Annotated in this window: 17 protein-coding genes and 1 tRNA gene; 6 read left to right on the top strand and 12 right to left on the bottom strand. The window is 63.9% G+C overall.

Going from position 1 to position 23,064, the window contains the following annotated elements:
- Positions 1-61 precede the first annotated feature (61 nt).
- Positions 62-511 carry a hypothetical protein gene (locus MRY80_RS00985; protein WP_293286999.1) on the bottom strand — a complete coding sequence of 150 codons (450 nt, stop codon included), beginning with the start codon at positions 509-511 and terminating at the stop codon, positions 62-64.
- A gap of 154 nt (positions 512-665) precedes the next feature.
- Here MRY80_RS00985 and MRY80_RS00980 point away from each other — a divergent pair, with 154 nt between their 5' ends.
- Positions 666-2,714 (top strand): nucleoside-diphosphate sugar epimerase/dehydratase, encoded by a 2,049-nt coding sequence (locus tag MRY80_RS00980; protein ID WP_293286997.1) that lies wholly within the window; start codon positions 666-668, stop codon positions 2,712-2,714.
- A gap of 71 nt (positions 2,715-2,785) precedes the next feature.
- Here MRY80_RS00980 and MRY80_RS00975 read toward each other — a convergent pair whose 3' ends face one another.
- The 4 genes from MRY80_RS00975 to cysQ all read right to left on the bottom strand — a co-directional run bounded on the left by MRY80_RS00975 (position 2,786) and on the right by cysQ (position 6,827).
- Positions 2,786-2,977: a hypothetical protein gene (locus MRY80_RS00975; RefSeq protein ID WP_293286995.1), complete on the bottom strand. Its 192-nt coding sequence runs from the start codon at positions 2,975-2,977 to the stop codon at positions 2,786-2,788.
- A 208-nt stretch (positions 2,978-3,185) separates the two neighbouring features.
- Positions 3,186-5,093 (bottom strand): sulfate adenylyltransferase subunit CysN, encoded by a 1,908-nt coding sequence (cysN, locus tag MRY80_RS00970; RefSeq protein WP_293286993.1) that lies wholly within the window; start codon positions 5,091-5,093, stop codon positions 3,186-3,188.
- Positions 5,093-5,995: a sulfate adenylyltransferase subunit CysD gene (cysD, locus tag MRY80_RS00965; protein WP_293286991.1), complete on the bottom strand. Its 903-nt coding sequence runs from the start codon at positions 5,993-5,995 to the stop codon at positions 5,093-5,095. Before cysD ends, cysN begins: the two co-directional genes overlap by 1 nt.
- Before the next feature lie 46 nt (positions 5,996-6,041).
- Positions 6,042-6,827, bottom strand: a complete 786-nt coding sequence (gene cysQ / locus MRY80_RS00960) for a 3'(2'),5'-bisphosphate nucleotidase CysQ (protein WP_293286989.1) — start codon at positions 6,825-6,827, stop codon at positions 6,042-6,044.
- A 215-nt stretch (positions 6,828-7,042) separates the two neighbouring features.
- On the opposite strand from cysQ, the gene galU reads away from it, so the two are divergent.
- The 3 genes from galU (at position 7,043) to dxs (ending at position 11,386) form a co-directional block, all read left to right on the top strand.
- A complete protein-coding gene (galU, locus tag MRY80_RS00955) occupies positions 7,043-7,915 on the top strand; it encodes a UTP--glucose-1-phosphate uridylyltransferase GalU (RefSeq protein ID WP_293286987.1) in 873 nt (290 codons plus the stop codon).
- 105 nt (positions 7,916-8,020) lie between these two features.
- Positions 8,021-9,343, top strand: coding sequence for a homoserine dehydrogenase (locus MRY80_RS00950; RefSeq protein WP_293286985.1), 1,323 nt, complete (start codon positions 8,021-8,023; stop codon positions 9,341-9,343).
- Positions 9,344-9,451: 108 nt separating this feature from the next.
- The gene (gene dxs / locus MRY80_RS00945; RefSeq protein WP_293287221.1) at positions 9,452-11,386 is read left to right on the top strand and encodes a 1-deoxy-D-xylulose-5-phosphate synthase; all 1,935 of its coding nucleotides are present in this window, start codon (positions 9,452-9,454) and stop codon (positions 11,384-11,386) included.
- 6 nt (positions 11,387-11,392) lie between these two features.
- On the opposite strand, the gene MRY80_RS00940 is transcribed toward dxs, so the two are convergent.
- The 6 genes from MRY80_RS00940 to MRY80_RS00915 all read right to left on the bottom strand — a co-directional run bounded on the left by MRY80_RS00940 (position 11,393) and on the right by MRY80_RS00915 (position 19,481).
- Positions 11,393-15,145 carry a translocation/assembly module TamB domain-containing protein gene (locus MRY80_RS00940; protein WP_293286983.1) on the bottom strand — a complete coding sequence of 1,251 codons (3,753 nt, stop codon included), beginning with the start codon at positions 15,143-15,145 and terminating at the stop codon, positions 11,393-11,395.
- Entirely contained in the window at positions 15,145-17,088 is a 1,944-nt protein-coding gene (locus tag MRY80_RS00935) for an autotransporter assembly complex family protein (protein WP_293286981.1), read from the bottom strand. The genes MRY80_RS00940 and MRY80_RS00935 overlap by 1 nt, the downstream gene beginning before the upstream one ends.
- A gap of 212 nt (positions 17,089-17,300) precedes the next feature.
- On the bottom strand, positions 17,301-17,768 hold the full coding sequence (locus MRY80_RS00930; protein ID WP_293286979.1) for a PAS domain-containing protein: 468 nt from the start codon (positions 17,766-17,768) through the stop codon (positions 17,301-17,303).
- Positions 17,769-17,773: 5 nt separating this feature from the next.
- Positions 17,774-18,514 (bottom strand): LuxR family transcriptional regulator, encoded by a 741-nt coding sequence (locus tag MRY80_RS00925; RefSeq protein WP_293286978.1) that lies wholly within the window; start codon positions 18,512-18,514, stop codon positions 17,774-17,776.
- Between the two features lie 186 nt (positions 18,515-18,700).
- Positions 18,701-19,006, bottom strand: a complete 306-nt coding sequence (locus MRY80_RS00920) for a PilZ domain-containing protein (protein WP_293286976.1) — start codon at positions 19,004-19,006, stop codon at positions 18,701-18,703.
- 398 nt (positions 19,007-19,404) lie between these two features.
- Positions 19,405-19,481 (bottom strand) — tRNA-Pro (locus tag MRY80_RS00915).
- A gap of 186 nt (positions 19,482-19,667) precedes the next feature.
- Here MRY80_RS00915 and MRY80_RS00910 point away from each other — a divergent pair.
- On the top strand, positions 19,668-21,182 hold the full coding sequence (locus tag MRY80_RS00910) for a phosphomannomutase/phosphoglucomutase (RefSeq protein ID WP_293286974.1): 1,515 nt from the start codon (positions 19,668-19,670) through the stop codon (positions 21,180-21,182).
- Here the strand turns inward: MRY80_RS00910 and MRY80_RS00905 are convergent.
- The gene (locus tag MRY80_RS00905; protein WP_293286972.1) at positions 21,179-21,922 is read right to left on the bottom strand and encodes a DUF3750 domain-containing protein; all 744 of its coding nucleotides are present in this window, start codon (positions 21,920-21,922) and stop codon (positions 21,179-21,181) included. The two genes, MRY80_RS00910 and MRY80_RS00905, sit on opposite strands and share 4 nt — an antisense overlap.
- Before the next feature lie 115 nt (positions 21,923-22,037).
- Here MRY80_RS00905 and MRY80_RS00900 point away from each other — a divergent pair, with 115 nt between their 5' ends.
- A complete protein-coding gene (locus tag MRY80_RS00900) occupies positions 22,038-23,048 on the top strand; it encodes an asparaginase (RefSeq protein ID WP_293286971.1) in 1,011 nt (336 codons plus the stop codon).
- Positions 23,049-23,064 lie beyond the last annotated feature (16 nt).

The following is a 23,064-nucleotide window of genomic DNA, read 5'->3' as shown; positions in this document are numbered from 1 at the left end:
TTCACTGTCGTAGAATGCGTTAACGCGGCAACACGATTCGCCCTATGTCGGAAGTGCTTTGTTAACGGTTCATCTCGGCGTCTTCAGCCAGTTCGACGACGGTCTCGACAACCATCGAGACAAGCGCCTCATTGACGGATGCATCCATGATGTCGAAGCGCTGCTCGTCGTAGACGCGCTCGCTGTCTCGGCCCCATGCTTCGACTGTGCCGACGGCGTAACGCATCGTGATAGCGTGCGGGGACACGGCGGTCGCCTCGACCTTGTGCAATCGGCTGGCCGGTTCAAACGACGTCTTGCCGGCAACGACGGAGCCAAGATCTGCGGGGTCAATGAGACGTGCGTCGATCGCGTCCGCAATGCGGTCGCAGAATTCATCCGATCCGATGGCCAGGCCGCCAGTCTTGTCGACAAAACGGCAGAAAACGAAATCCATCGACTGCGCTCCACTTTCTTCCGCTGCAAACAGCATCAAAGCTGCTGCGAGACTGCAAGTTCTCTTCATCGTCATGCGCCCGTCCGAACTTGAATCTCCATGATCCAGATCGACCACGATACTCGTGCCCGGTTAAGGCAACTTTGTCGCAGAATTGTGTTGGCTTGTCCGAACGGCAATCACAGCACCGACGTGCGTGTGAAGCCTTCGCCGCGCGAGATCTAACCGTTTGTCGAAAAACGTGAACTCGATCCCGACGCCGGAAAGCCGCCCGGAAGGGGCCGAAGAGAGTCGACCCGCTGGCCTTGCTCTGATAGACCTGTTCTTCGGGGCGGAAACGATTGTCATGATTGGCGTATCTCTACAAACGAGACTGATAGAGTACACGCAAAGACTATCGCGTCGCGAAAAGCAGATCATCCAGATTGTGGTGGATGCCGGCATCCTTTGGATCGCCGCATACGGTGCTTTTGTTCTTCGTTTAGGTCTTCAAAGTCCGCTCAATAGCGCGCAATTGGCGATGATCGTGGTCGCTCCATGCGTCGCTGTCCCGGTTTTCATTCGGTCTGGCCTGTACCGGATGGTTCTGCGCTTCCTGCCCGAAAAGGCGTTTCTAACGATCTTCAGGGCGGTGGTGATTTCCGCGCTCATCTGGACCGCCCTGGCGTTCTTCTCCGGCAGCTATGGCGGGTCCGGCGTGCCGCGCACGGTACCCTTCATCTTCGGAATCCTGGCACTGTTTGGAATTGGAATCTCGCGCTTTGCGGCCAAGTGGATCCTTCTCAATTCGGCCAGGAACGCCGGTACGCGCCGGATACTGATCTATGGCGCCGGGCGCAGCGGCAACGCTCTTGCACACGCCATGCAGGAGGCCGGGGTGGCCGAGGTGTTGGGCTTTCTCGACGACGACGCGAAACTCCACGCCAGAAACCTCGGCGGAATCCGCGTTTACGATCCGACGAACCTGAAACAGTTGGTCGACATTCTGGGCATCGACGAGATCGTCCTGAGCATCCCTTCCGCATCCACGGAGGAGAAACTTCGTGTCGGCGCCTTGGTCGCGGATCTGCCGGTTTCCGTTCGTATCCTGCCGGCGTCTTCGGGATTGTCCAGCGGCCGCTTCGATGTCCAGATGCTGGAGAAGCTCGACATCGCCCAGTTGATCGGGCGTTCGGCCGTTCCGCCAGACCGTGAGCTGCTCGACAAGGTGGTGCGCGGCAAGCGCATTCTGATCACGGGCGCGGGCGGGTCGATCGGCGCCCATCTCGCTCGGCTGATCGATCAGCACGCTCCCAGCGAACTCATCCTCTTGGACAACAGCGAATATGCGCTCTACCGCGTCTGGAATTCGCTCCACAACGCGCGCCAGTTCTATCCGGCCCACACGATCCTCGGCTCGGTCGCCGAGAAAGGGTTCATGATGCGGCTGATGGCGACGCATACGATCGACGTCATCTTCCATGCCGCGGCCTTCAAGCATGTCGATCTGGTCGAACAGAACACACGCGAAGCGGTCCGCAACAATGTCTACGGAACGCGCAACGTGTTGGACGCCGCCTTTGAGACGGGGGTGAAATCGGTCGTGCTCATCTCGACGGACAAGGCCGTCAACCCGACTAGCGTGATGGGAGCGACGAAGCGTCTGAGCGAGTTGTCGTTGCGATCCTACGCCGATCGGGCGGAGCTCGAGCGGACCGGCCAGAAGTTCCTCACGGTGCGCTTCGGCAACGTGATCGGATCGAGCGGGTCGGTCGTGCCCCTGTTTCGCGAGCAGATCGCGCGCGGTGGGCCGGTAACCGTCACCCACAGGGACGTCAGTCGCTACTTCATGGCCGCCTCGGAGGCAGTGGAGTTGATCGTCCAGTCAGCGGCCCTCTCGCAAGGGGGCGAAACCTTCGTACTGGACATGGGGGAGCCGGTGAAGATCCACCAACTGGCTCGTGACATGGTCAGGCTGGCAGGATTGGCGGTCAGGGACGAGAAGCATCCCGATGGCGACATCGAGATCAAGTTCACCGATCTGCGGCCGGGCGAGAAGCTCAGCGAGCAACTTTGGTACGATATCAACGCGATCGAGAAGACCGGACATCCGAAGATCATGATGGTGAAGCGTCGCACCGACGCCGGCCGGCACATCAGCGAAGCCTTGGACACGCTGGAAACGGCATTGGACGAACTGGACGAGGGCGCGCTGCGCGACCTCGTCTTCGACCTGATATCAGGGCTCAATGGCGACCGCAGTGAACCGCGAGTGGTCGCCTTTCCCCATCGCCAGTAGTGATTCTCACTGACAATAGTCTTCAGCCCATTCGACGTAGAAAACGCGCAAGCGGGGATGTCGCCTGCAGGTCAGTCGCGTCGGAACACGAAATACAGCCCGCCGAGTTTCCACATGGGAACGTGGCCTTCACGCTCCCGGCTGCGGAGATAGCGATACGATTTGATCTTCAGCTTCCCAACGACCAGCGGAATGGTCAGGTGCATCGCAGTCCCCTTCGTCGAGAATGGAGAAGGCTGGTTGCCGTGGCAGGTCTGGCTCATCTTCAACACATGGTTGCAGTGTTGGGTATTGTAAGTTCTTGCCGAAATCGCGCTCGGCGAACGCAAATGAACGACTTTCGATCGATGACGTAGAGTCAGGGGTGAGGCTGCGTAACTTCATGTCGCGCGAATCGCGGCGACACGATTCGATGACATGCCTCGACCAGTCGCGCTGAGCGCCGCCGACCGCGGGGGTCGGCGGTCCCGGTCAGCCCGGGATCTTGCCCCATTCAACGAGCTTCTTGAGGACGGCTTCCGCAGACTCTTCGGGTGAAGTGCTCGTTGTGTCGATCGTCATGGCGGCGTTTTCAGGAAGTTCGTAGGGCGAATCGATACCGGTGAAGTTCTTGATCTGGCCGGCGCGGGCCTTCTTGTAGAGGCCTTTGACGTCGCGTGCTTCGGCCACTTCGAGCGGCGTGTCGACGTGGATCACCTTGTACTCGTCCTCGCCGATGAGTTCGCGCGCCAGGCGGCGTTCGGCGCGGAAGGGCGAGATGAACGAGACCAGCGTGATCAGGCCGGCATCCGTCATCAGTTTGGACACTTCGGCGACGCGGCGGATGTTCTCGACCCGGTCGGCATCGGTGAAGCCGAGGTCCTTGTTCAACCCGTGGCGCACATTGTCGCCGTCGAGCAGCATGGTGTGCGCGCCCAAGGCTGTCAGTTTGCGGTCGACGATGTTGGCGATTGTCGACTTGCCGGAACCGGACAGGCCGGTGAACCACAGGACGACGGGCTTCTGACCCTTGATCGCGGCGCGTGTGTTACGATCGACGTCGAGCGCCTGCCAGTGCACGTTGGCCGAGCGGCGCAGCGCGAAATGGATCATGCCCATGCCGACGGTGGCGTTGGTGATCTTGTCGATCAGGATGAAGCCGCCGGTTTCGCGGTTGTCGTCGTAGGCGTCGAACGCGATCGTGCGGTCGAGCGAGATGTTGCAGACGCCGACCTCGTTGAGATGCAACTCGTGGGCCGCCTCGTGGGCGAGCGTGTTGACGTCGACGCGGTATTTCGGCCGGGTGATGGTGGCGTTGACCGTCGCCGCGCCGATCTTCAGGAGATAGGGCCGGCCCGGATACATCGGCTCGTCGGCCATCCACAGGATCGTGGTTTCGAACTGGTTGGCGACTTCGGCCGGATCGCCGGCTGCGCAGATCATGTCGCCGCGCGAGATGTCGATCTCGTCTTCGAGCGTCAGGGTCACCGACTGGCCGGCGACCGCTTCGTCGAGATCGCCATCCATGGTGACGATGCGCTTGACCGTGCTTTCCTTGGCCGAGGGCAGGACCTTGATCCGGTCGCCCGGCTTCACCGCGCCCGACGGAATGAAGCCGGCGAAGCCGCGAAAGTCGAGATCCGGCCGGTTGACCCATTGCACCGGCAGGCGGAAGGCCTTGGTCTGCGCCGTGTCGCGCAAGCCCACGGTCTCCAGATGGTCGAGCAGCACGGGGCCGGTGTACCAGTCCATGTTGGCGCTGCGCTCGACGATGTTGTCGCCCTCCAGCGCCGACATCGGAATGGCGGTGATGTGCTCGATGCCGCCCAGTTCCTGCGCAAAGGCGCGATAGGCGATCTCGATATCGGAAAACACCTGCTGCGAGTAGTCGACCAGGTCCATCTTGTTGATCGCCAGAACCACATTGGCGATGCCGAGCCGCGACACGATGAAGGAGTGCCGTCTCGTCTGCGTCAGGATGCCCTTACGCGCGTCGATCAGGATAATCGCCAGATCGGCGGTCGAGGCGCCGGTCGCCATGTTGCGCGTGTATTGCTCGTGGCCGGGCGTGTCCGCGACGATGAACTTGCGCTTTTCCGTCGAGAAGAAGCGATAGGCGACATCGATGGTGATGCCCTGTTCGCGCTCCGAGGCGAGACCGTCGACGAGCAAAGCGAAATCGAGCTTGTCGCCCTGGGTGCCCATCTTCCTGGAATCGGCTTCCAGAGCGGAAAGCTGGTCCTCGAAGATAAGCTTGGACTCATACAGCAGCCGGCCGATCAGCGTCGATTTGCCGTCGTCCACGCTGCCGCAGGTGATGAAGCGCAGAAGCGATTTTTCTTCCTGCTGCTTCAGGTAGCCCTCGATGTCGGAGGCGATGAGATCTGATTTGTGCGCCATCAGAAGTACCCCTCCTGCTTCTTCTTCTCCATCGATGCGGACTGGTCGTGATCGATCACGCGGCCCTGCCGTTCGGAGGTGGTGGTCAGGAGCATTTCCTGGATGATTTCGGTGAGTGTTGCGGCCTCGCTCTCTATGGCCCCGGTCAGCGGGTAGCAGCCGAGCGTGCGGAAGCGCACCATCTTCTCCTGCGGCGTCTCGCCCGGCTGAAGCGGCATGCGCTCGTCATCGACCATGATCAACGTGCCGTCGCGCTCCACGACGGGCCGCCTGGCGGCGTAATAGAGCGGCACGATGTCGATCTTCTGCAGATGGATGTATTGCCAGATGTCGAGCTCGGTCCAGTTGGAGAGCGGGAAGACGCGGATGGATTCGCCCTTCGCCTTGCGGGCATTGTAGAGCCGCCAGAGTTCGGGGCGCTGGTTCTTGGGATCCCAGCGATGATCGGCGGTGCGGAAGGAGAAGATGCGCTCCTTGGCGCGCGATTTTTCCTCGTCGCGCCGGGCGCCTCCGAAGGCGGCGTCGAACTTGTAGATCTCCAGCGCCTGTTTCAGCGCCTGGGTTTTCATGATGTCGGTGTGCAGCGCCGAACCGTGGGAGAACGGCCCGATCCCCTGGCGCACGCCGTCTTCGTTGATATGCACGATCAGGTCGAGCCCGTATTTCGCCGCCACCTCGTCGCGGAAAGTGATCATCTCGCGAAACTTCCAGGTCGTATCGACATGCAGCAGGGGGAAGGGCGGTCTGGCTGGATAGAAGGCCTTGAGCGCCAGATGCAGCATCACGGCCGAATCCTTGCCGACCGAATACAGCATCACCGGGTTCTCGGCCTCGGCCACCACCTCGCGCATGATGTGAATGCTCTCGGCTTCGAGGCGCTCAAGATGGGTCAGGGTGGGCATGCGGGAAGGGCTCCGTGGTCTCGCGCGGCTCTTGAAGGGGTCCGGTTCAGGCGACCAGCGCTGGGACTGTGTAGTGCGCGGTGGGTGACGCGGCGATGAAATAGGGGTTCCTGAACTGCGGTTTGCCGTAGCTAAGCGGCGCGCCATCGCATGTCAAAACCCGACCGCCCGCAGCGGCCAGAACCGCGTGACCGGCTGCGGTATCCCATTCCATTGTCGGTCCGAACCGTGGATAGATGTCCGCTTCGCCGGCGGCGACAAGGCAAAATTTCAGCGACGATCCCGCATTGACGCAATGGCCGATTTTATTTTCCGAAATGAAGGTTTCGGTCTCTTTCGTCATGTGCGAGCGGCTGGCGACCGCTGTCGGCGTCGCATCGCAGCCGCGAACCGCGATTCTGCGCGATGCACCGTCGGCGTCGATCTCGCGGGCTCCGGTCGCGAGTTCGCCGACGAACATGCGGCCGATCGCCGGGGCATGGACGATGCCCGCAATCGGCTGGCCGTTCTCGATCAGCGCGACATTGATCGTGAACTCGCCGGTGCGCTTGATGAATTCCTTCGTTCCGTCGATCGGATCGACAAGGAAGAAGCGCCCGTCGGCCGGCAATGAGACATGCGTGGACGCGCGTTCCTCCGTCACCACCGGCGTGTCCGGGAAGTGCTCGGTGAGGAAAGGGAAGAGAAGGTTGTCGACCGCGAGATCGGCTTCGGTCACCGGGCTCTTGTCGTCCTTGAAGGCGACGTCGTGGTCGCGTCCGTAGATCGCCATCGCCACGTCTCCGGCCTGACGCGTGACCTCGATGAGATCGTCGATGCGGAATTCGGCCATGGTCTGTCATTTCCTTGTATTTCGGCGTCGTTGTGCCGGTGATGGAGGAAAGAATTTAGCCTTTCAAGATACGTTTGGCGCGGATGACATACCCTTTCGAAACGTCCTTACCTCGACAGAGAGGTTCCGTTCGGCTGAAATGTCAGTATGTTGCGGCGCACATGCAGTCACCCGCCAAGCAACCCTGAAATAGATTTGGGAGACAAGAAACCATCATGACCAAACCCGTTCGCAAAGCCGTTGTACCCGTCGCTGGTCTGGGAACCCGATTCCTGCCCGCCACCAAGGCGCTGCCGAAGGAGATGCTGACGGTGGTCGATCGCCCGGTCGTGCAATACTGCGTCGATGAAGCCTTCGAGGCCGGCATCGAGCACATCATCTTCGTCACCGGGCGCGGAAAAGGCCTGATCGAGGATCACTTCGACTACCAGTTCGAACTGGACGCGACGCTGCGCCAGCGCGGCAAGGTGCCGGTGGCCGATCAACTCGACGCCCAGACGCCCGGCGCCGGACAGATCAGCTTCACTCGCCAGCAGCGGCCGCTCGGCCTCGGTCACGCCGTCTGGTGCGCGCGCGACATCGTCGGCGACGAGCCGTTCGCGGTCCTGCTGCCCGACATGGTCATGGACGGAAAGCCGGGCTGCTTGAAGCAGATGATCGACGCCTATGACGAGGTCGGCGGCAACATCATCGCGGTGCAGGAGACCCTGCCGGAACTGACCCACAAATACGGCATCGTGGAAACGGGCGCCGAGAAGGGCAAGGCGTTCGAGATCACCGGCATGGTCGAAAAACCGGCCCAGGGGACGGCGCCGTCGAACCTCTACATCAACGGCCGCTACATCCTGCAGCCGAAGATCATGGACCTCCTGTCCAGCCAGTCGACGGGTGCCGGCGGCGAGATCCAATTGACCGATTCCATGCTGGCCATGATGGAGACGGACCCCTTCTACGGCGTTTCGTTCGACGGCCGGACCTACGATTGCGGGTCGAAATTCGGCTTCCTGGAAGCCAACATCATGCTGGCGTTGAAGAACGACGACGTGCGTGACGAGGTTTCGGAACTGATCAAGTCGCTCGACCTCTGACGGCATGCGACATTTGCGCCTTCGCGGTTGCTTTCGCTATCGCGATGGTGAACAAGGCTCCGATTGCACGCCGCTGGATTGCGGCCTCATTGTGCCAGAGACTTGATGCCGATACCGCCGCCAAATGTCGCCCTGACCGGGCTTGCCGCCGAATTGCGTGAACGCGCCCGGACGGGCGCGCCGATCCGGATCGGCCTTGTCGGAACCGGAGAAATGGGCACCGACATCTTCACCCAGGTCGCCCAGATGCAGGGCATCCGGGTGGGGGCGGTCGTGGAACGCACGCCGGGGCGGGCTGCGCTCGGGGCGGAACTCGCCTATGGCGAAGCCGGACACACGCAGGATGTCTCCACGCACGACCAGATGTCGGCGGCCATGGAAGCCGGCCGCATCGCCGTGACCCAGGATCTGGATCTGGCGCTTTCGCACGGCCTGATCGATGTCGTGATCGACGCCACCGGCGTGCCCGAGGCCGGTGCGGACATCGGCATGCGCGCCATCGGGCACGGCAAGCACCTGATCATGATGAATGTCGAGTGCGACGTGTGCATCGGCCCCTATCTGAAGCACGAGGCGGACAAGGCCGGGGTAATCTACACGCTCGGCGCGGGCGACGAACCGTCGTCATGCATGGAGATCATCGAGTTCGTCACCGCCATGGGCCATTCGGTCGTGTGCGCGGGCAAGGGCAAGAACAATCCGCTCAAATTCGACGCCGTGCCGGACGACTATCAGGAAGAAGCCGACCGCCGGAACATGAATGTGCGCATGCTCGTCGAGTTCGTCGACGGGTCGAAGACCATGGTCGAGATGGCGGCGATCGCCAATGCGACCGGCCTTGTGCCCGACATTCCCGGCATGCACGGCCCGCGCGCCACGGTTGGCGAGCTCGCCGAGGTGCTGATCCCGCAATCCGATGGCGGCGTGCTGTCGAAACCGGGCTGCGTGGACTATTCGATCGGCAAGGGCGTTTCGCCCGGGGTGTTCGTCATCGTCAAGGCGGAACACCCGCGCATCCATGAGCGCATGGCCGACCTGAAGATGGGCGACGGACCCTATTTCACGTTCCACCGGCCCTATCACCTGACGTCGCTGGAAGTGCCGTTGACGGCGGCGCGCGTCGTTCTGCACGGAAAGCGCGACATGGTTCCGCTGCCGCGGCGCGTCGCCGAGGTCTGCGCGGTTGCTAAGCGCGACATCGCCGCCGGCGAGACGCTCGACGCGGTCGGCCAGTATTGCTACCGGTCGTGGACGATGACTGCCGAGGAAGCCAAGCGCACCAACGCCATTCCCTGCGGACTGCTCGAGCGCGCAACGGCGCTGAAGCCCGTCGCCAAGGGCGAACTGCTCACCTGGGACAATGCGCGGCCCTTCGAGAATTCGCTGATCGCCGAACTGCGCGCGCGCCAGGACCGGCTTCTCGCCTGAGCCGACGCCGCATTGAATTCCTCCTTCCTTCCGCCATGTTTGACTGCAACTCAGCTCTCCCGCTTGTGACGGACCGGCATTTTCGGCTATGCCTGTGCGGATATACGGATCGGACAATTGACGACCAACGGCCCCGACACGCCGCTTCTTGACGGCATAACCGACATTTCGCGTCTGCGTGAGATCGACGAGAAACTGCTGCCGCAGCTCGCCGGCGAATTGCGCGCGGAGATGATCGACGCGGTGTCGAAGACCGGCGGGCATCTGGGCGCCGGGCTGGGCGTGGTCGAACTGACGATCGCCATCCACCACGTGTTCAACACGCCCGACGACCGCCTGATCTGGGATGTCGGCCACCAGTGCTATCCGCACAAGATCCTGACCGGGCGCCGCGACCGCATCCGCACGCTGCGCCAGGAAGGCGGCCTGTCCGGCTTCACCAAGCGCTCGGAAAGCGAATTCGACGCGTTCGGCGCGGGACATTCCTCGACATCCATCTCGGCCGGCCTCGGCATGGCCGAGGCGGCACGGCTTCAGGGCAAGGACCGGCATGTCATTTCGGTGATCGGCGACGGCGCGCTGTCGGCGGGCATGGCCTATGAGGCGCTGAACAATGCAGGGGCGCTGGACGCGCGCCAGATCGTCATCCTGAACGACAACGACATGTCGATCGCGCCGCCGACCGGTGCGATGAGCGCCTATCTGGCGCGGCTCGCCTCCGGCGCGACCTATCTGAACTTCCGCGATTTCGGCAAGAAGCTGACCGCCTATCTCGGCCACCGCATCGATCGCGCCATCACGCGCGCTGTCGAGCATGCCCGGGGCTACGTCACTGGCGGCACGCTGTTCGAGGAACTGGGCTTCTATCATATCGGCCCGATCGACGGTCACGATCTGCCGACGCTGCTCGCCGTGCTGCGCAACGTGCGCGACAACATCTCCGGGCCCGTGCTGATCCACTGCGTCACGCAGAAGGGCAAGGGCTACGCGCCGGCCGAACAGGCCGCCGACAAGTATCACGGCGTTGCCAAGTTCGACGTGATCACCGGCGCGCAGGCGAAGCCCAAGCCCAACGCGCCCGCCTACACCAAGGTGTTCGGCCAGTCGCTGGTGCAGGAAGCGCGCGAGGACGACCGTATCGTCGCGATCACGGCTGCCATGCCGTCGGGCACTGGCGTCGATATCTTCGAGAAGGAATTCCCGGCCCGCACCTATGATGTCGGCATCGCCGAGCAGCATGCGGTGACGTTTGCCGCGGGTCTCGCCGCGGACGGCATGAAGCCCTATGCGGCGATCTATTCGACGTTCCTGCAGCGCGCCTATGACCAGGTCGTCCACGACGTGGCGATCCAGAAGCTCCCGGTGCGGTTTCCGATCGACAGGGCGGGCTTCGTCGGCGCCGACGGGGCGACCCATGCCGGCGCCTTCGACATAGCCTATCTCGCATGCCTTCCGGGCATGGTGGTCATGGCGGCCGCCGACGAGGCGGAACTCAAGCACATGGTGCGCACCTCGGCCGCCTATGACGAGGGGCCGGTCGCCTTTCGTTATCCGCGCGGCGAAGGTGTCGGCGTGGAAATGCCGGAGCGCGGAGAACTGTTGCAGATCGGCAAGGGCCGGATCGTCCGCGAGGGCACGAAGATCGCCATCCTGTCGCTCGGCACGCGGCTGAAAGAGGCGTTGCTGGCCGCCGAGGACCTGGAGAGCTTCGGCCTCTCGACCACGGTAGCCGACGCGCGCTTCGTCAAGCCGCTCGACCATGAGCTGGTCGGCCGCCTTGCCCGCGAGCACGAGGTGCTGATCACCGTTGAGGAAGGGTCCGTCGGCGGCTTCGGCAGCCATGTGCTGCAGTTCATCGCCGAGAACGGTCTGCTCGACGGCGGCCTGAAGGTTCGCTCGCTGATCCTGCCGGACGTGTTCCTCGATCACGCCAGCCCCGAGCGGATGTACCAGCGGGTCGGCCTCGACCGCGCCGGCATCGCCAACACCGCCCTGGCGGCGCTCGGCCTCGATCAGGCCAAGCCGCTCAACCTGCGCGCCTGACCGGCCTCAATAGTCCTTTTCGAAGAAGATGCCGAGGCGCGAATCGCCTTCCGACGTGACCGTGCCCTTGGCGGTCAGCGCGTCGGTGATGTCGAGATTGATGGACGCTTCGCCGCCCGACTGGCCCGCCTGCACGTCCAGATAGACATTGTCCTGGATGTATTTTCCGGCGCGCACCGCGACATTGCCCTCGGTGTCGCGGGTGAGGTCCAGATCGTCCACGCCGATCCCGCCGCGGATCTGCTCGGACAGGCCGCCGCCTCCGCCGCCGCTGGCAAGCGAAGCCGCGGCGGTCGCAAGGCTCGCGATCTGCAGCGGCGACAGGTTGGAAATGCTCTTGCCGAACAGGATGCTGGCGAGGATCTCGTCCTGCGGCAGTTCCGGCGAGGAGGACAGCGTCAGCGACAGGTCGGAGGCGCGGCCGCTCAGCCGCATGCTGGCGACGATGTCGTTGGCCTCGACCTGCGCCGTGAGGTCGATCGTCGGATCGAGCGATCCGGTCAGCGTGATCCGCCCCTCGGTGAATTCCAGCCGCTTGTTGAGGATCGAAAGGCGCCCGCGGATGAGGTTGAACGCGCCGATCGGCTCCAGGTCGTCGAGCGGACCGACGACGCGCAGCCGCCCGCCAAGTTCGGCGTCGATGCCGCGGCCGCGCAGGAAGATCTGGTTGGGAGAATTGATCGTCAGGTCGAGCCGGATCGGCGCTTGCGGAGCGCCGCCGGACTCTTTCGGCAGGACGGCCTGCATGCGGCTCAAGGTGCGCAGCGTGTCGCTGTCCGCGGCCACATGCTTCACATCCAGCAGATCGACTTCGCCGGTCAGCGTTTCCGGCACGGTGATTTCGGTCCCGAGCAGGTTGATCTGGCCGGAGAGCAGCGGCCCGGCCATCAGGCCGCCAGTGACCGAGAGATCGCCGGAGAGTTTCGTCCGCACGGTCGCCCCGTCGGAATAGACCGCGTTGGAGAGCCGGATCGAGATGTTGGCGGGCAGGGGGGCGGCGAGGCCGACCGTGCCGCTGACGGCGATGGATCCGCCATCCGCGAGCTGGCCGCTCATCTGGCTGATCGACAGCGTGTCGCCGCGCAGGCCCGCTACAAGGCCGATCCCATTCAAGCGAAGGTTCGACTGGGGATCGACCACGGACGCGTTGGAGATGGAGAACAGACCGTCGGCCTGCGGCGCGGAGAGCGAACCGCTCATGCTCGCATCGACGCGAAGCGTGCCGGAAACCCGCGTGCCGCGCTCGAGGAGATAGCGCTCTGCAAGCCCGAGCGGCACGGCGCCGTTGACCTTCACGGACAGGCCGCTGCCCGAAAGCGGTATCGTGCCGGAGCCGGTGAAGTTCAGGTCCTGCGCGTTCTGCACCGACAGTTGCGACAGCCGGACGGCGTTGCCGCCGAAGCGGCCGTCGGCACTCAGCGTGACCGGCGAGATCGATGCCTCGCGCAATTGCGGCGCGGTCAGATTGGCGCCACGCAGGCTGAACGCCAGTTGCGGGTCGGAAGTCGTGCCGGAGACGTCGACCGTGCCGTTGACGGCGCCGGACGCTTCGACGAGGGCGAGCGCGGTCAGCGGGGCGATTTCGTCGGCTGCGATGTCGAGACGCCCGCCAAGTCTGGTGTTGTCGACCGACAGGTCGCCGGCAAGCTGGGCGGATCCGATGCGCGCGGCAAGGCCGGACAGCGAGAACCGCTCGCCCGCCCGCGCCAGAGCGCCGGACAGTTCCAGCGTCTCGCCGTCGACAAGACCGTTCCCGGAAATCGTGCCGGAGAGGTCGTCGCCGGCGATCCTGCCGTCAAAGGCGAATGTGGCGTTCGGCACGGCACGGCCCGCCAGTCGTCCGGAAGACAGGGCCAGGCGTGCGGCGACGTCGAACGGCGTCTCGCGTTCGGAGCCTTCCGGCTTGTCGATGGACGCTTCCAGCGACAGCCGTCCGGACCCGTTGTCGACGATCCGAGCGATCTCAGCGATTTCGGCCGTTACGCGCAGATCGGCGCTGCGGGTGGCGTAGGTACCGTTGACGCGGGTTTGAGCCTGCGGGTTGGCAAGGACGAGATCAGTGAAGCGCAGGCCGTCGGGCGTGCGTGCCGCGCCGCCGGTCAGCCGCGTCTGGCCATTGAGCAGCTTGTCGGCGACCGGGCTTCCAACGCGCGCATCGGTGAGTGTGCCGTCCAGAACAAGGTCGAAGCCGCCGCCGGCAAGGGCGATGTCGCCATCGATGGCAAGCGCCGCGCGACCGGCAAGGTCACGGTCGGCGACGAGCGAGAACGCCTGGAGGTTCGTGGCGTCCACGCGCGCCTGGCCCTTGAATGTCAGTTCCTCGATCAGGCCTTGCGCCGCGACGCGCAGCGTGTCGCCCGACAGGGCGGTTCTGGCGATGCGCACCGGCTCGCCGGCGTTCCAGCCGCCCTCCGCCGTGAAGGTGATCTCGTCGCCGACGGCGGCTGCGATCCCGGCGTCGTCAGGCGCGATGCCGCGCGCGGTGCCGTTGATCGTGTAGTCGATCGACCGGCTTGCGGCTGTGTTCATGTCGCGAATCTGGCCTCCGCCTTCGATTTCCACCGCGTCGATGCGGGCGTCGGGCAGGGCCATGCCGTTGAGCGAGCCCGAGAGCGACCAGCTGTCGGCCCCGTTGACGCCGTAGCGCAGAGCCAGCGCGCCGTTGTCGATAGTGATCGCGTCGCCGGAGACGGGCAACCGTACGGGGCGGGCGTCGATGGAGCGCAAGGTCAGGTCGACGGTCAGATCGCGCAGGAACCCGTCGGCGAGTGTCGAGCCGGCGGCCGAGATGTCGAGCGCGCCGCTGTCCACGGCAAGGCTGCGAATGTCCATGCCGCCATCGGCGCGCAGAATCGTTTCGGCCGTGAGCGCCGTCTCGTCGCCGAAGAACGCCCGATGCTCCGCCGGGAGAATCCGCGCGATCGGGCCGGAGATGTCGAGCGCGATCGCACGATCCCCCGATCGGTCGTCCGCGATGCGCAGCGTGCCTGTCGCAGTGCGTTCACCCTCGACATCGAAGGCGAGTTCCGCGTTGAAATCGTCGAGTTGGCCTGAGCCTGTGATCGCCAGCGCGACGGGTGGCCGATCCGGAATGTTCGCCAAGTTGGCGACCACGCCGTTGGCTGGCTCCCGGAGCGAGAAGTCGAGGTCGAGCTGCGTCGTGTCGTTGGAATACGCGGTCGCGAGCGTCAGTTGTCCGCCCGGTCCGTCGAGCCGCTCGATGTCGAGATTGGCGTTCAGGGCTCCGTCCTCGAGCGACACGGCGCCATTCAGCGACAGGCTGGAGGCGAGGCCGAACACCGGCGCGCCGAACTGCGCTTCGGTGATCGCGATCTGGTCGATCGCGACCGACACCGGAAGCTCGGGCAGGGCGAAGCCGGAGGCTTCGGGCGCGGGCAGGGTTTCGTCGGGAACGGGATTGCGCGGCCAGTCGATGCGTTCGGCGGTCAGGCTCTCGATGTCGAGCTTGCCCGTCAGGAGCGCCGTGCGCCGCCATTGCAGGCTCGGCTGCTCGATCGTCAGCCAGACGCCGTTCTCGTCCGAGATCGTGATGCTGTCGAACCGCACATTCGACGACAGCGTACCCTCGATCCCGTTCAGTCGGATCTGGCGGTTCGGTGTCGAGAGTTGCTCTTCGACGTAGCGAATCAGGCTGGATTTCTCCTGCGCGTCGTCGCTCTGCGCCAGCACGAAGCCGGCCGGGACGGCACAGAGCGCGGCCGAGGCGGAGAGCCAGAGTGCGATTTGCTTCCTGGTCATCAGAACGCCTGTCCAATTCCGGCATAGATGGCGAAACTCGGGTCGCCCGACTGGTGATTGACCGGCACCGCCACGTCGAGGCGGATCGGTCCGAGACCGGTGTCGTAGCGCAATCCGGCGCCCGCGCCGATCTTGAGGTCGTCCGAGAAGTCGGGGAACGATCCGGAACTGACGTGACCCAGATCGACGAAGCCGACCACGCCGATCGAATCGGTGATGTCGCGACGCACTTCGGCCGACGCCTCGAAGAGGGCGCGGCCGCCGGATGTGCCACCGGGAACGTCGACGCCGATGCTGCGATAGGGGTAGCCGCGCACCGACGCGCCGCCGCCCGCCAGGAACAACTCGTCGTGTGGAATCTCGGAAATCGGCGCGCCGACGATCGCCCCGACCTTCAGACGGGCGGCCAGGATCGTGCGCTCGTCTGCGTCGAGGGCACGGAAGACGCGCGCCTCGGCTTCCGCCTTGCCGACCACGTTGCCGTATTCCCATTCGTAGAAGGGTTCGACGGCGGCGCGCGCGTAGACGCCGCTCTTCGCGTCGAGTTCGTTGTCGCGCGTGTCGTATTCCACGCTCGCCTCGGCCCCGATCACGCCGAAGCGGCGCTGGCCGAACACGTCGTCATATTCGCCATAGGTGACATAGGTGCCACCCTTCAGCGTGATCTCGTCGCTGTAGAAATGCGTCGCGTAGACCGACGCCGAGCCGAGATCCTTCGTGTAGAGGTCCAGCACCTCGCGCTCGAAATATCCGCCGATGACGATGTCCGTGTCCGGCGTGAAACGCCCGGGCAGCGTCAATTCGGCGCCGAGGAAGTAGTCGAGTTTCTGGAAGTCCATCGTCGTGCCGATACCCGACACCCTCCCGTCCACGCGCAGCCTCTCGGCACGCCCGAACAGATTGCGGTGCAGCCAGTAACCTTCGACACCAACACCGTCGACAGACGAGACACTGGCCCCGACCCCGATCCGCCGCAATTTGCGTTCCTGCACGGTCAGCATCATCGGCAGCGCGCCGTCGCGCCCGATCGGGCCGGCCTCCTTCAGGGAGACGGCTTGAAAGACGCCGAGGCGTTGCAGGCGCTGTTCAGCGCGTTTGAGATCGTCGGGATCATACTCCGCGCCGGGAATGAGCCCGGTCTGGCGGGCGACGAATTGCGCACGCATGCGATCCGTGCCGGTGACCTCGACCGGCCCATAGACGGCGCGCGGCCCGGGCTCGACCGTCAGACGGACGTTCAGTTCCTGCGTCTGGTGATTGGCGGTCACCCGTCGGTCGGATATCTCGGCATGCGCGTAGCCCTGCTGGCGCCAGGCCTCCAGCGCCAGGGCTTCGGCGCGTTTCACCGCCGTCGCATAGGCCGGAGCGCCGCTCACGAAACCTTCATCTTTCGGGAGATCGACGCGATCGTGTCGGTCGGTCGGCGGCGGTGCGCTGTTCTCGATTTCCGCGGTGCCGAATTGGAAGCGGCGCTGCGCATCGACGGTGACCGCGAGTTCGATGCCGTCGGGCAGTTCCGTGCCCGCAGGGATGTTCGACACCTCGCGGCCATTCCAACTGATCGAAATCTCGACGGCATAGCGCCCGTCATTGTAGAGCGAGGCGAGAATGCGCTTGTAATCCGCCTTGGCACGCGTCAGCAGTCCGGCGGATCCGGCTGCGGCCTCGCCGCGCTGTTGCCAGAGCAGCGACGCACTCGCCACCGCCTTTCGAAGGTCGCGATCCGGTTCGCCCTCGGAAAGGACCGTAAGAGCGACCTGATAGTTCTTCGGGTCGATCGGGCCGTCTTCGTCATCCGCTTTGCATGTGCCGAACAGGCATTTGCCGAAGAGTTCGAAGGCTTGCGCCGCGGGGGGCGGCGCCGAAAGGGCCGCTGCGAGAACGACAGGCAAAGCGAGCTTCGCGACAGCGCCGCGCAAAGGCGGCGTCGCGTGCAGTCTCACGGTCGATTTGCCTGGAATCTTCACATCGCTGCCTTGACGCTCAAAACGCTTACACCACACGGACATATAGCCCGGACTTCGCCAGGCCCAATGCGGCAATTTTGCGAAACCGCCAAGCCTTTGCCGCAACCCGGACGGCGCCGAGTCTGACAGCAAATGGTTAAAGCACGATTCAAATTCGTGACAAAGACGCAGGGCAAACGTGATCGCGGTCAGGAGTTGACGGCGACTGTGCGGATGCGTTCCTGAAACTGCGAGAAGGTGCCGTAGATCTCTTCACCGCCCTGCTTGTTGACGCGGTAGCGGCCGCTGGACTTGACCAGCTTGCTGCGGCCGTCCGGCGTGGTCAGCCGCAGGACGAAGCGGAAGCCCGACTTGCGCGTCGCGGCTTCCTCGATGCAGTTCGCGACCATTTCACGGTCTTCGGGATGGTAGCGCGCGATGGCCTGACCGAGATCGACCGGTCCTTCGCGGTAGGGGAGACCGTGGATTTCGAAAACGTCGGGCGTCCAGAAGACCATGCCGGTCTCCAGATCGAGCCGCCATGCTCCGTAGAGGTCGAACTGGGCGAGCGCGTCGAGAAGCGAGGCGTCGTCAAGGCCGATCGCCGCCAGCGACTGGGCAGGACGCGTGTGTTCGCGGATTTCCAGGTAGAGCTGCGAGTCGGCCGATTTCCTCATGACGCCTAATCCAGCAAGCCGGCGCGGAAGGCCTTGGCGACCGCGTGGGCGCGGTTGGCAGCGCCGAGCTTCTGGCTGGCGGCGCTCAGATAATGGTTCACGGTGTGCTCGGACAGATTGAGGATGACCGCGATTTCGTTGCTCGTCTTTCCGCTCGCCGTCCAGTGCAGACATTCGCGTTCGCGCGCGCTCAGGCGCTGGTCTTCGGTCGGCCGGGACTTCTTGATCTCGCAGACCTTCTCGTAGATCAGGTTGGAGATGTAGCTGAGCTCCATCAGTTCCGCCTCCGACGGCGTGTCGCGAGAGCCGCTGAAGGAGACGGCGCCGCGGTCTCCGGACGGGTCCTGCGTGGCCACATAGATGCCGCGATGAAACCCGTGGGCGGCGAAGAGCGTCGTCACCTCGTCGTCTCGCCCGTCCGGACGTCCGCGATTGACGTCCTCCAGCCGCCAGAGAAATGGCTTGGTGCTCTGCCTGAGCGCCTTCATCACTGGGCTGTTTTCCAGGAGGCCGAGCTGGTCGTAGGCGCTGACGAGTTCCGGCGGCCAGTTGCTGATGATCGAGAGGGACGAGAGTGTGGTTTCGCCGCTATGCGGCAGGCGAATGATCGAGAAATAGTCAAATCCGTGGGACTTCGCGATTTCGCGGGTCAGGCGAAGGATGTCGTAGCTCGTATTGCAGGCCGATATGCGCTCTGCAAATCCTGATTCGGTGTCCGCGGGCAGCGGAACGACGTTCTGCGACATAATAGATTATTCCATTGTCTCATTGACGATGCGGCAATCCCGCGTCGAAAATTGGCTTCGTTTGGCAAAGGGTTGTCGTATGCGGCAAAGGATACGGGCCAACGGGGACTGAAGGCAAGTTCAGCCTGTCGACGGAAGCGACAATGTCTGCTGGATGGCCGCGCTGCAACCTGTAAGCGGGCGGCGTTATCTCTCCATTGTGTCGAATTCAAGGCCGGCGAAGTCGCCGCGTCTCCAGCGGCAGGTCGCCGGTTGCCGCAGGTCCAGCGCCGGGATCGCGAGTTCGAACGACCGGGGAAGCCATGAATCGCGCAGAACCTGAAGCTTGGCACCGTGCGGCGAAAGATCTTTGACGATGGCCTGAAGGACGACGCTCGACCCGAGTCTGATTTCGGCGAGATGCGCGCATCGGTTGCGTTGCGCCGCTCGCCTTTCGACCGGCAATCGGAAGGATTCCATCGAACGCGTCTCTCTCCTGTTCGTCTTGCCCAAGGTCAGGCGACCGTCTCCTCACCGGACATGCGTAGCGGCCGCACACCTTCCGCGACCGTAGGCTTCTTATCCACCGGCCGATGTTTAGATTGCCGTATGTGACGATGAAGCGATCTTGGTAGAGAGATTTGGCCTGGCCGCTGGAAACACGTCGTTAACCCAACGATGTTTCGTCGCCGGTTTCCAAGGAACTGACGGACGCGGCTCTCACTCCGATGCCATCAGGCTGGTCTGATGATGAAGCGATCCTGGTAGAGAGATTTCGCCTGCATGCGGGAAAGAAGTCGTTAAGAAAACGACGCTTCGCTTCCGGCTTTGAGAAATCCGAAGGTCGCGGTCCAACTCCAGGGCACTGAAGCCCGCATCTGCCGCATGATCGCCATGGGCAGAAGGGATGTTGGTCGGAGTGGCAGGATTTGAACCTGCGACCCCCTCGTCCCGAACGAGGTGCGCTACCAAGCTGCGCTACACTCCGCGACCGAACGGATGCGGTCTATAGCGCCCGATCCTCGTTCCCGCAAGACCGTGATTTCGAATTCCTTGAGGTTTCGTCCACCTTGCCCTGCGCGATGGTGTCCAAGCCTGTACAGCGGCGGTCGCGGGCCGTAGTGCTGTCGGCCAAGTGGAACCGATTCTTCGACACGACCGAGGGTAGTTTGCGATGAAGCCTCTTGCGGAACTCCAGCCGAACAGCTTTGCCTTCGAAACCCGGCCGCTGGTCAAGCCGACCGGGTTTCGCGAATACGACGCGCGCTGGTGGTTCGGTCACCCCGCCTCGACGAAGCCCCCGGAACTCAACCTTCTCGGCGTGCAGGCCCTCGGCATGGGGCTGGCGACATTGATCCGCCGGCGCGGCGTCGGTCCGAAGATCGTGGTCGGCCACGATTTTCGCGGCTATTCGCTGTCGATCAAGCTTGCGCTGGCCCAGGGCCTCATGGCGGCCGGCGCAGACGTCAAGGATATCGGCCTGGCACTGTCGCCCATGGCCTATTTCGCGCAATTCGCGCTGGACGCCCCCTCCGTGGCGATGGTGACCGCATCGCACAACGAAAACGGATGGACGGGCGTGAAGATGGGCTGCCAGCGCCCGCTCACCTTCGGGCCGGACGAGATGGCGCAGTTGCGCGACATCGTGCTGAACGGCGATTTCGATCTCGCCGGCGGCGGATCCTACGAGATCGTCGAGGATTTCCGTGACCGCTATGTCAGCGACCTGATCGACGGTGTGCAAATCAAGCGCAAGCTGAAGGTGGTGGCGGCCTGCGGCAACGGCACTGCGGGTGCGTTCGCGCCAGAGGTTCTGGAGCGGATCGGATGCGAGGTGATCCCGCTCGACACCGATCTCGATTTCACCTTTCCGCGCTACAATCCCAACCCGGAAGACATGGAGATGCTGCACGCGATCCGGGACAAGGTCCTGGAGACGGGGGCCGATGTCGGCCTCGGCTTCGACGGGGACGGAGACCGTTGCGGCGTCGTCGATAACGAGGGCAGCGAAATCTTCGCCGACAAGGTCGGCGTCATGCTGGCGCGTGACATTTCCGCATTGCACGAAGACGCGAAATTCGTCGTGGATGTGAAGTCCACCGGCCTGTTCGCGACAGACCCCGTGCTGCAGGCCAATAGCGCGACGACCGATTACTGGAAGACGGGGCATTCCTATATCAAGCGCCGCGTGGCCGAACTCGGCGCGATTGCCGGCTTTGAGAAGTCGGGCCACTTCTTCTTCAACCCGCCGATCGGCCGCGGCTACGATGACGGGCTCGTCACGGCGATCGCGGTGTGCCAGATGCTCGACCGCAATCCGAACAAGTCGATGGCGGACCTCTATCGTGCCCTGCCGCTGACATTCGGTTCGCCGACCATGTCGCCGCATTGCGACGACGAGGTGAAATACGGCGTCATCGAGCGCGTCGTGAACCGGTTCACGACGATGCGCGACGCGGGCGAACCGGTTGCCGGCCACGCGATCACCGATCTGGTGACGGTCAACGGAATACGTGTCGTGACCGATGACGGCACCTGGGGCCTCGTGCGTGCCTCGTCCAACAAGCCGGAGCTCGTCGTCGTGGTGGAGAGCCCGGTGTCGGAGGAGCGCAAGCTCGCCATGTTCCGCGCCGTTGACGCGATCCTGCGGGAAAATGAGGAAGTCGGCGCCTACAACCAGTCGATCTAGAGATCGACGCCGACGCGGCCGACGGCCGGGATCTTCAGGGCAGGGCGGCGGATGTCGAAGCCGGCGGTCTGTCCGAGCAGGTGGAATTCCAGCCCGCTGCGCAGCCCGGCCGACAGGCCGATCAGTCCGGCGAGCGAGACATGCAGGTCCCGTCCGTCCGGATCGACCGAGAACCAGTCGCCTGAAGCCAGATAGTCCCGCCCGACGGCATTCGGAGGAAGCACGGCGTCAAGTGCCGGTGCTTCGCGCAGCACATGGGCGATGAAGCTGTTGGAGTTCGGTCCGGGCCAGATGCGGTAGTCGCCGCGATGGTTGAAGGGGTAGGTCGCGATGGCTTTGCGCACCTGCGACAACGCAGCTTCCGCGCTTTGGCCATTCAGCTTGGCGACGATCCAAGGGCGGTTGGAGTACCACGCGGCGTCGGCAGCATAGGCATCCTGCCGGATCGGGCTGCCCCAGCCGACCTTTTCGTAGCGCTCATAGTGGCTTGCGCCGCTATCCTTGACCACGATCCAGGAGTGTACGGAGAAGGCGCCCTTGAAGCCGCCCGTTCGCGCCGAGAGGACATAGATTGCGGCATCAGTGTTTTCGGCAGGTGCGGGCAGAAGCCCGGTCGCGGACCAGTTGGCCGATCGCCACGAACCGGGCCGGTCCACCGTCGCCCACCATCCGGCTGCAGCGGCCATCGGCGCAACGAAGGCGAGCGCCACGAAAAGCAGGAAGAACTTCACGAAACGCATCCGATTCTCCTCGCTTTTCGTGTAATGGCCGTCACGGAAGCAGGCGCGCCATGTTCGGCACCGAGACTGACGGCCCAATATGGCGATTGCGCGACTGCCATGAATGGAGACGAAATTGAGCAATCCGGTCCTGGTGGAAACCCTTCGCGGCAGCGCGGTCGATCTGCGGCACCGCGGCGCGATCGCGGTGTCGGATGCAAGAGGCCGGCTTGTCTGGTCCACGGGCGATGTGGAGCGGCCGGTTTATCCGCGCTCGGCGGCGAAACTGTTCCAGGCATTGCCGCTGGTCGAAAGCGGCGCGGCGGATCATTACGGCTTGTCGGACCGGCAACTGGCACTGGCCTGCTCCTCCCACTCGGGCGAAGACGGCCATGTCGCAACGGCGCGTGCGATGCTGGAGACCGTCGGCCTCGGCGAAGCCGATCTTGCCTGCGGCGCGCATTGGCCGATCTTCGGCCAGGAGCAGCTGATCGAGTTCGCGGGCCGGGGCAAGACGCCCACACAACTGCACAACAACTGCTCCGGCAAACATGCCGGATTCCTCTGCGCCGCGTGCCATCAGGACATCGATCTGGTCGGCTATGTCGATGCGGCACATGAAATACAGAGCCAGGTGAAGGCTGCCCAGGAAGCGATGACGGGCTTTCGGTTGTGGGGGGAGGTCGGGGCCGTCGACGGATGTTCGATCCCGACCCACGCGTTTCCCCTGCGGGCGCTGGCGCTCGGCTTTGCCCGCGTCGCGACGGGCGAGGGGCTGGAAAGCGGGCGCGCTGCAGCGACAAGGCGGCTGATGTCGGCTTGCATTGCCCATCCCTGGTTCACGGCGGGGACGAACCGCTTCTGCACGCGCATCATTGAGGCGGGCGAGGGGGCGATCTACGCCAAGACAGGCGCCGATGGCGTCTACGTGGCCGCGCTTCCCACGATCGGGCTCGGCGTGGCGCTCAAATGCGACGACGGTTCGACGGCCGCGTCGGAACTCATGCTTGCAGCCGTCCTTCTGCGGTTGCTCGGGGGCGATGATGACAATCTACGCGCCCGGCTCGAGCCACTCGTACACAGGGTGATCACCAACTGGAACGGAATCGAGGTCGGAGCGATGCGCTCCGTCGCCCTTCAGGGCTGAAGGCGAGGCTGCCCGC

It is taken from the genome of Oricola sp., assembly GCF_022763245.1.
Lineage (GTDB): Bacteria > Pseudomonadota > Alphaproteobacteria > Rhizobiales > Rhizobiaceae > Oricola.
Note: the sequence above shows the minus strand (reverse complement) of the source record. Positions and strands in the feature narration are given on the sequence as shown.

What these genes read in the sequence shown, in the direction of transcription:
- MRY80_RS00950 (WP_293286985.1), top strand. Translation starts at nt 8,021, where the DNA reads ATGCCGATACCGCCGCCAAATGTCGCCCTGACCGGGCTTGCCGCCGAA.
- galU (WP_293286987.1), top strand. Translation starts at nt 7,043, where the DNA reads ATGACCAAACCCGTTCGCAAAGCCGTTGTACCCGTCGCTGGTCTGGGA.
- MRY80_RS00930 (WP_293286979.1), bottom strand. Translation starts at nt 17,768, where the DNA reads ATGAGGAAATCGGCCGACTCGCAGCTCTACCTGGAAATCCGCGAACAC.
- MRY80_RS00975 (WP_293286995.1), bottom strand. Translation starts at nt 2,977, where the DNA reads ATGAGCCAGACCTGCCACGGCAACCAGCCTTCTCCATTCTCGACGAAG.
- MRY80_RS00910 (WP_293286974.1), top strand. Translation starts at nt 19,668, where the DNA reads ATGAAGCCTCTTGCGGAACTCCAGCCGAACAGCTTTGCCTTCGAAACC.
- cysQ (WP_293286989.1), bottom strand. Translation starts at nt 6,827, where the DNA reads ATGGCCGAATTCCGCATCGACGATCTCATCGAGGTCACGCGTCAGGCC.
- MRY80_RS00985 (WP_293286999.1), bottom strand. Translation starts at nt 511, where the DNA reads ATGACGATGAAGAGAACTTGCAGTCTCGCAGCAGCTTTGATGCTGTTT.
- cysN (WP_293286993.1), bottom strand. Translation starts at nt 5,093, where the DNA reads ATGGCGCACAAATCAGATCTCATCGCCTCCGACATCGAGGGCTACCTG.
- cysD (WP_293286991.1), bottom strand. Translation starts at nt 5,995, where the DNA reads ATGCCCACCCTGACCCATCTTGAGCGCCTCGAAGCCGAGAGCATTCAC.
- MRY80_RS00905 (WP_293286972.1), bottom strand. Translation starts at nt 21,922, where the DNA reads ATGCGTTTCGTGAAGTTCTTCCTGCTTTTCGTGGCGCTCGCCTTCGTT.
- MRY80_RS00940 (WP_293286983.1), bottom strand. Translation starts at nt 15,145, where the DNA reads ATGACCAGGAAGCAAATCGCACTCTGGCTCTCCGCCTCGGCCGCGCTC.
- MRY80_RS00925 (WP_293286978.1), bottom strand. Translation starts at nt 18,514, where the DNA reads ATGTCGCAGAACGTCGTTCCGCTGCCCGCGGACACCGAATCAGGATTT.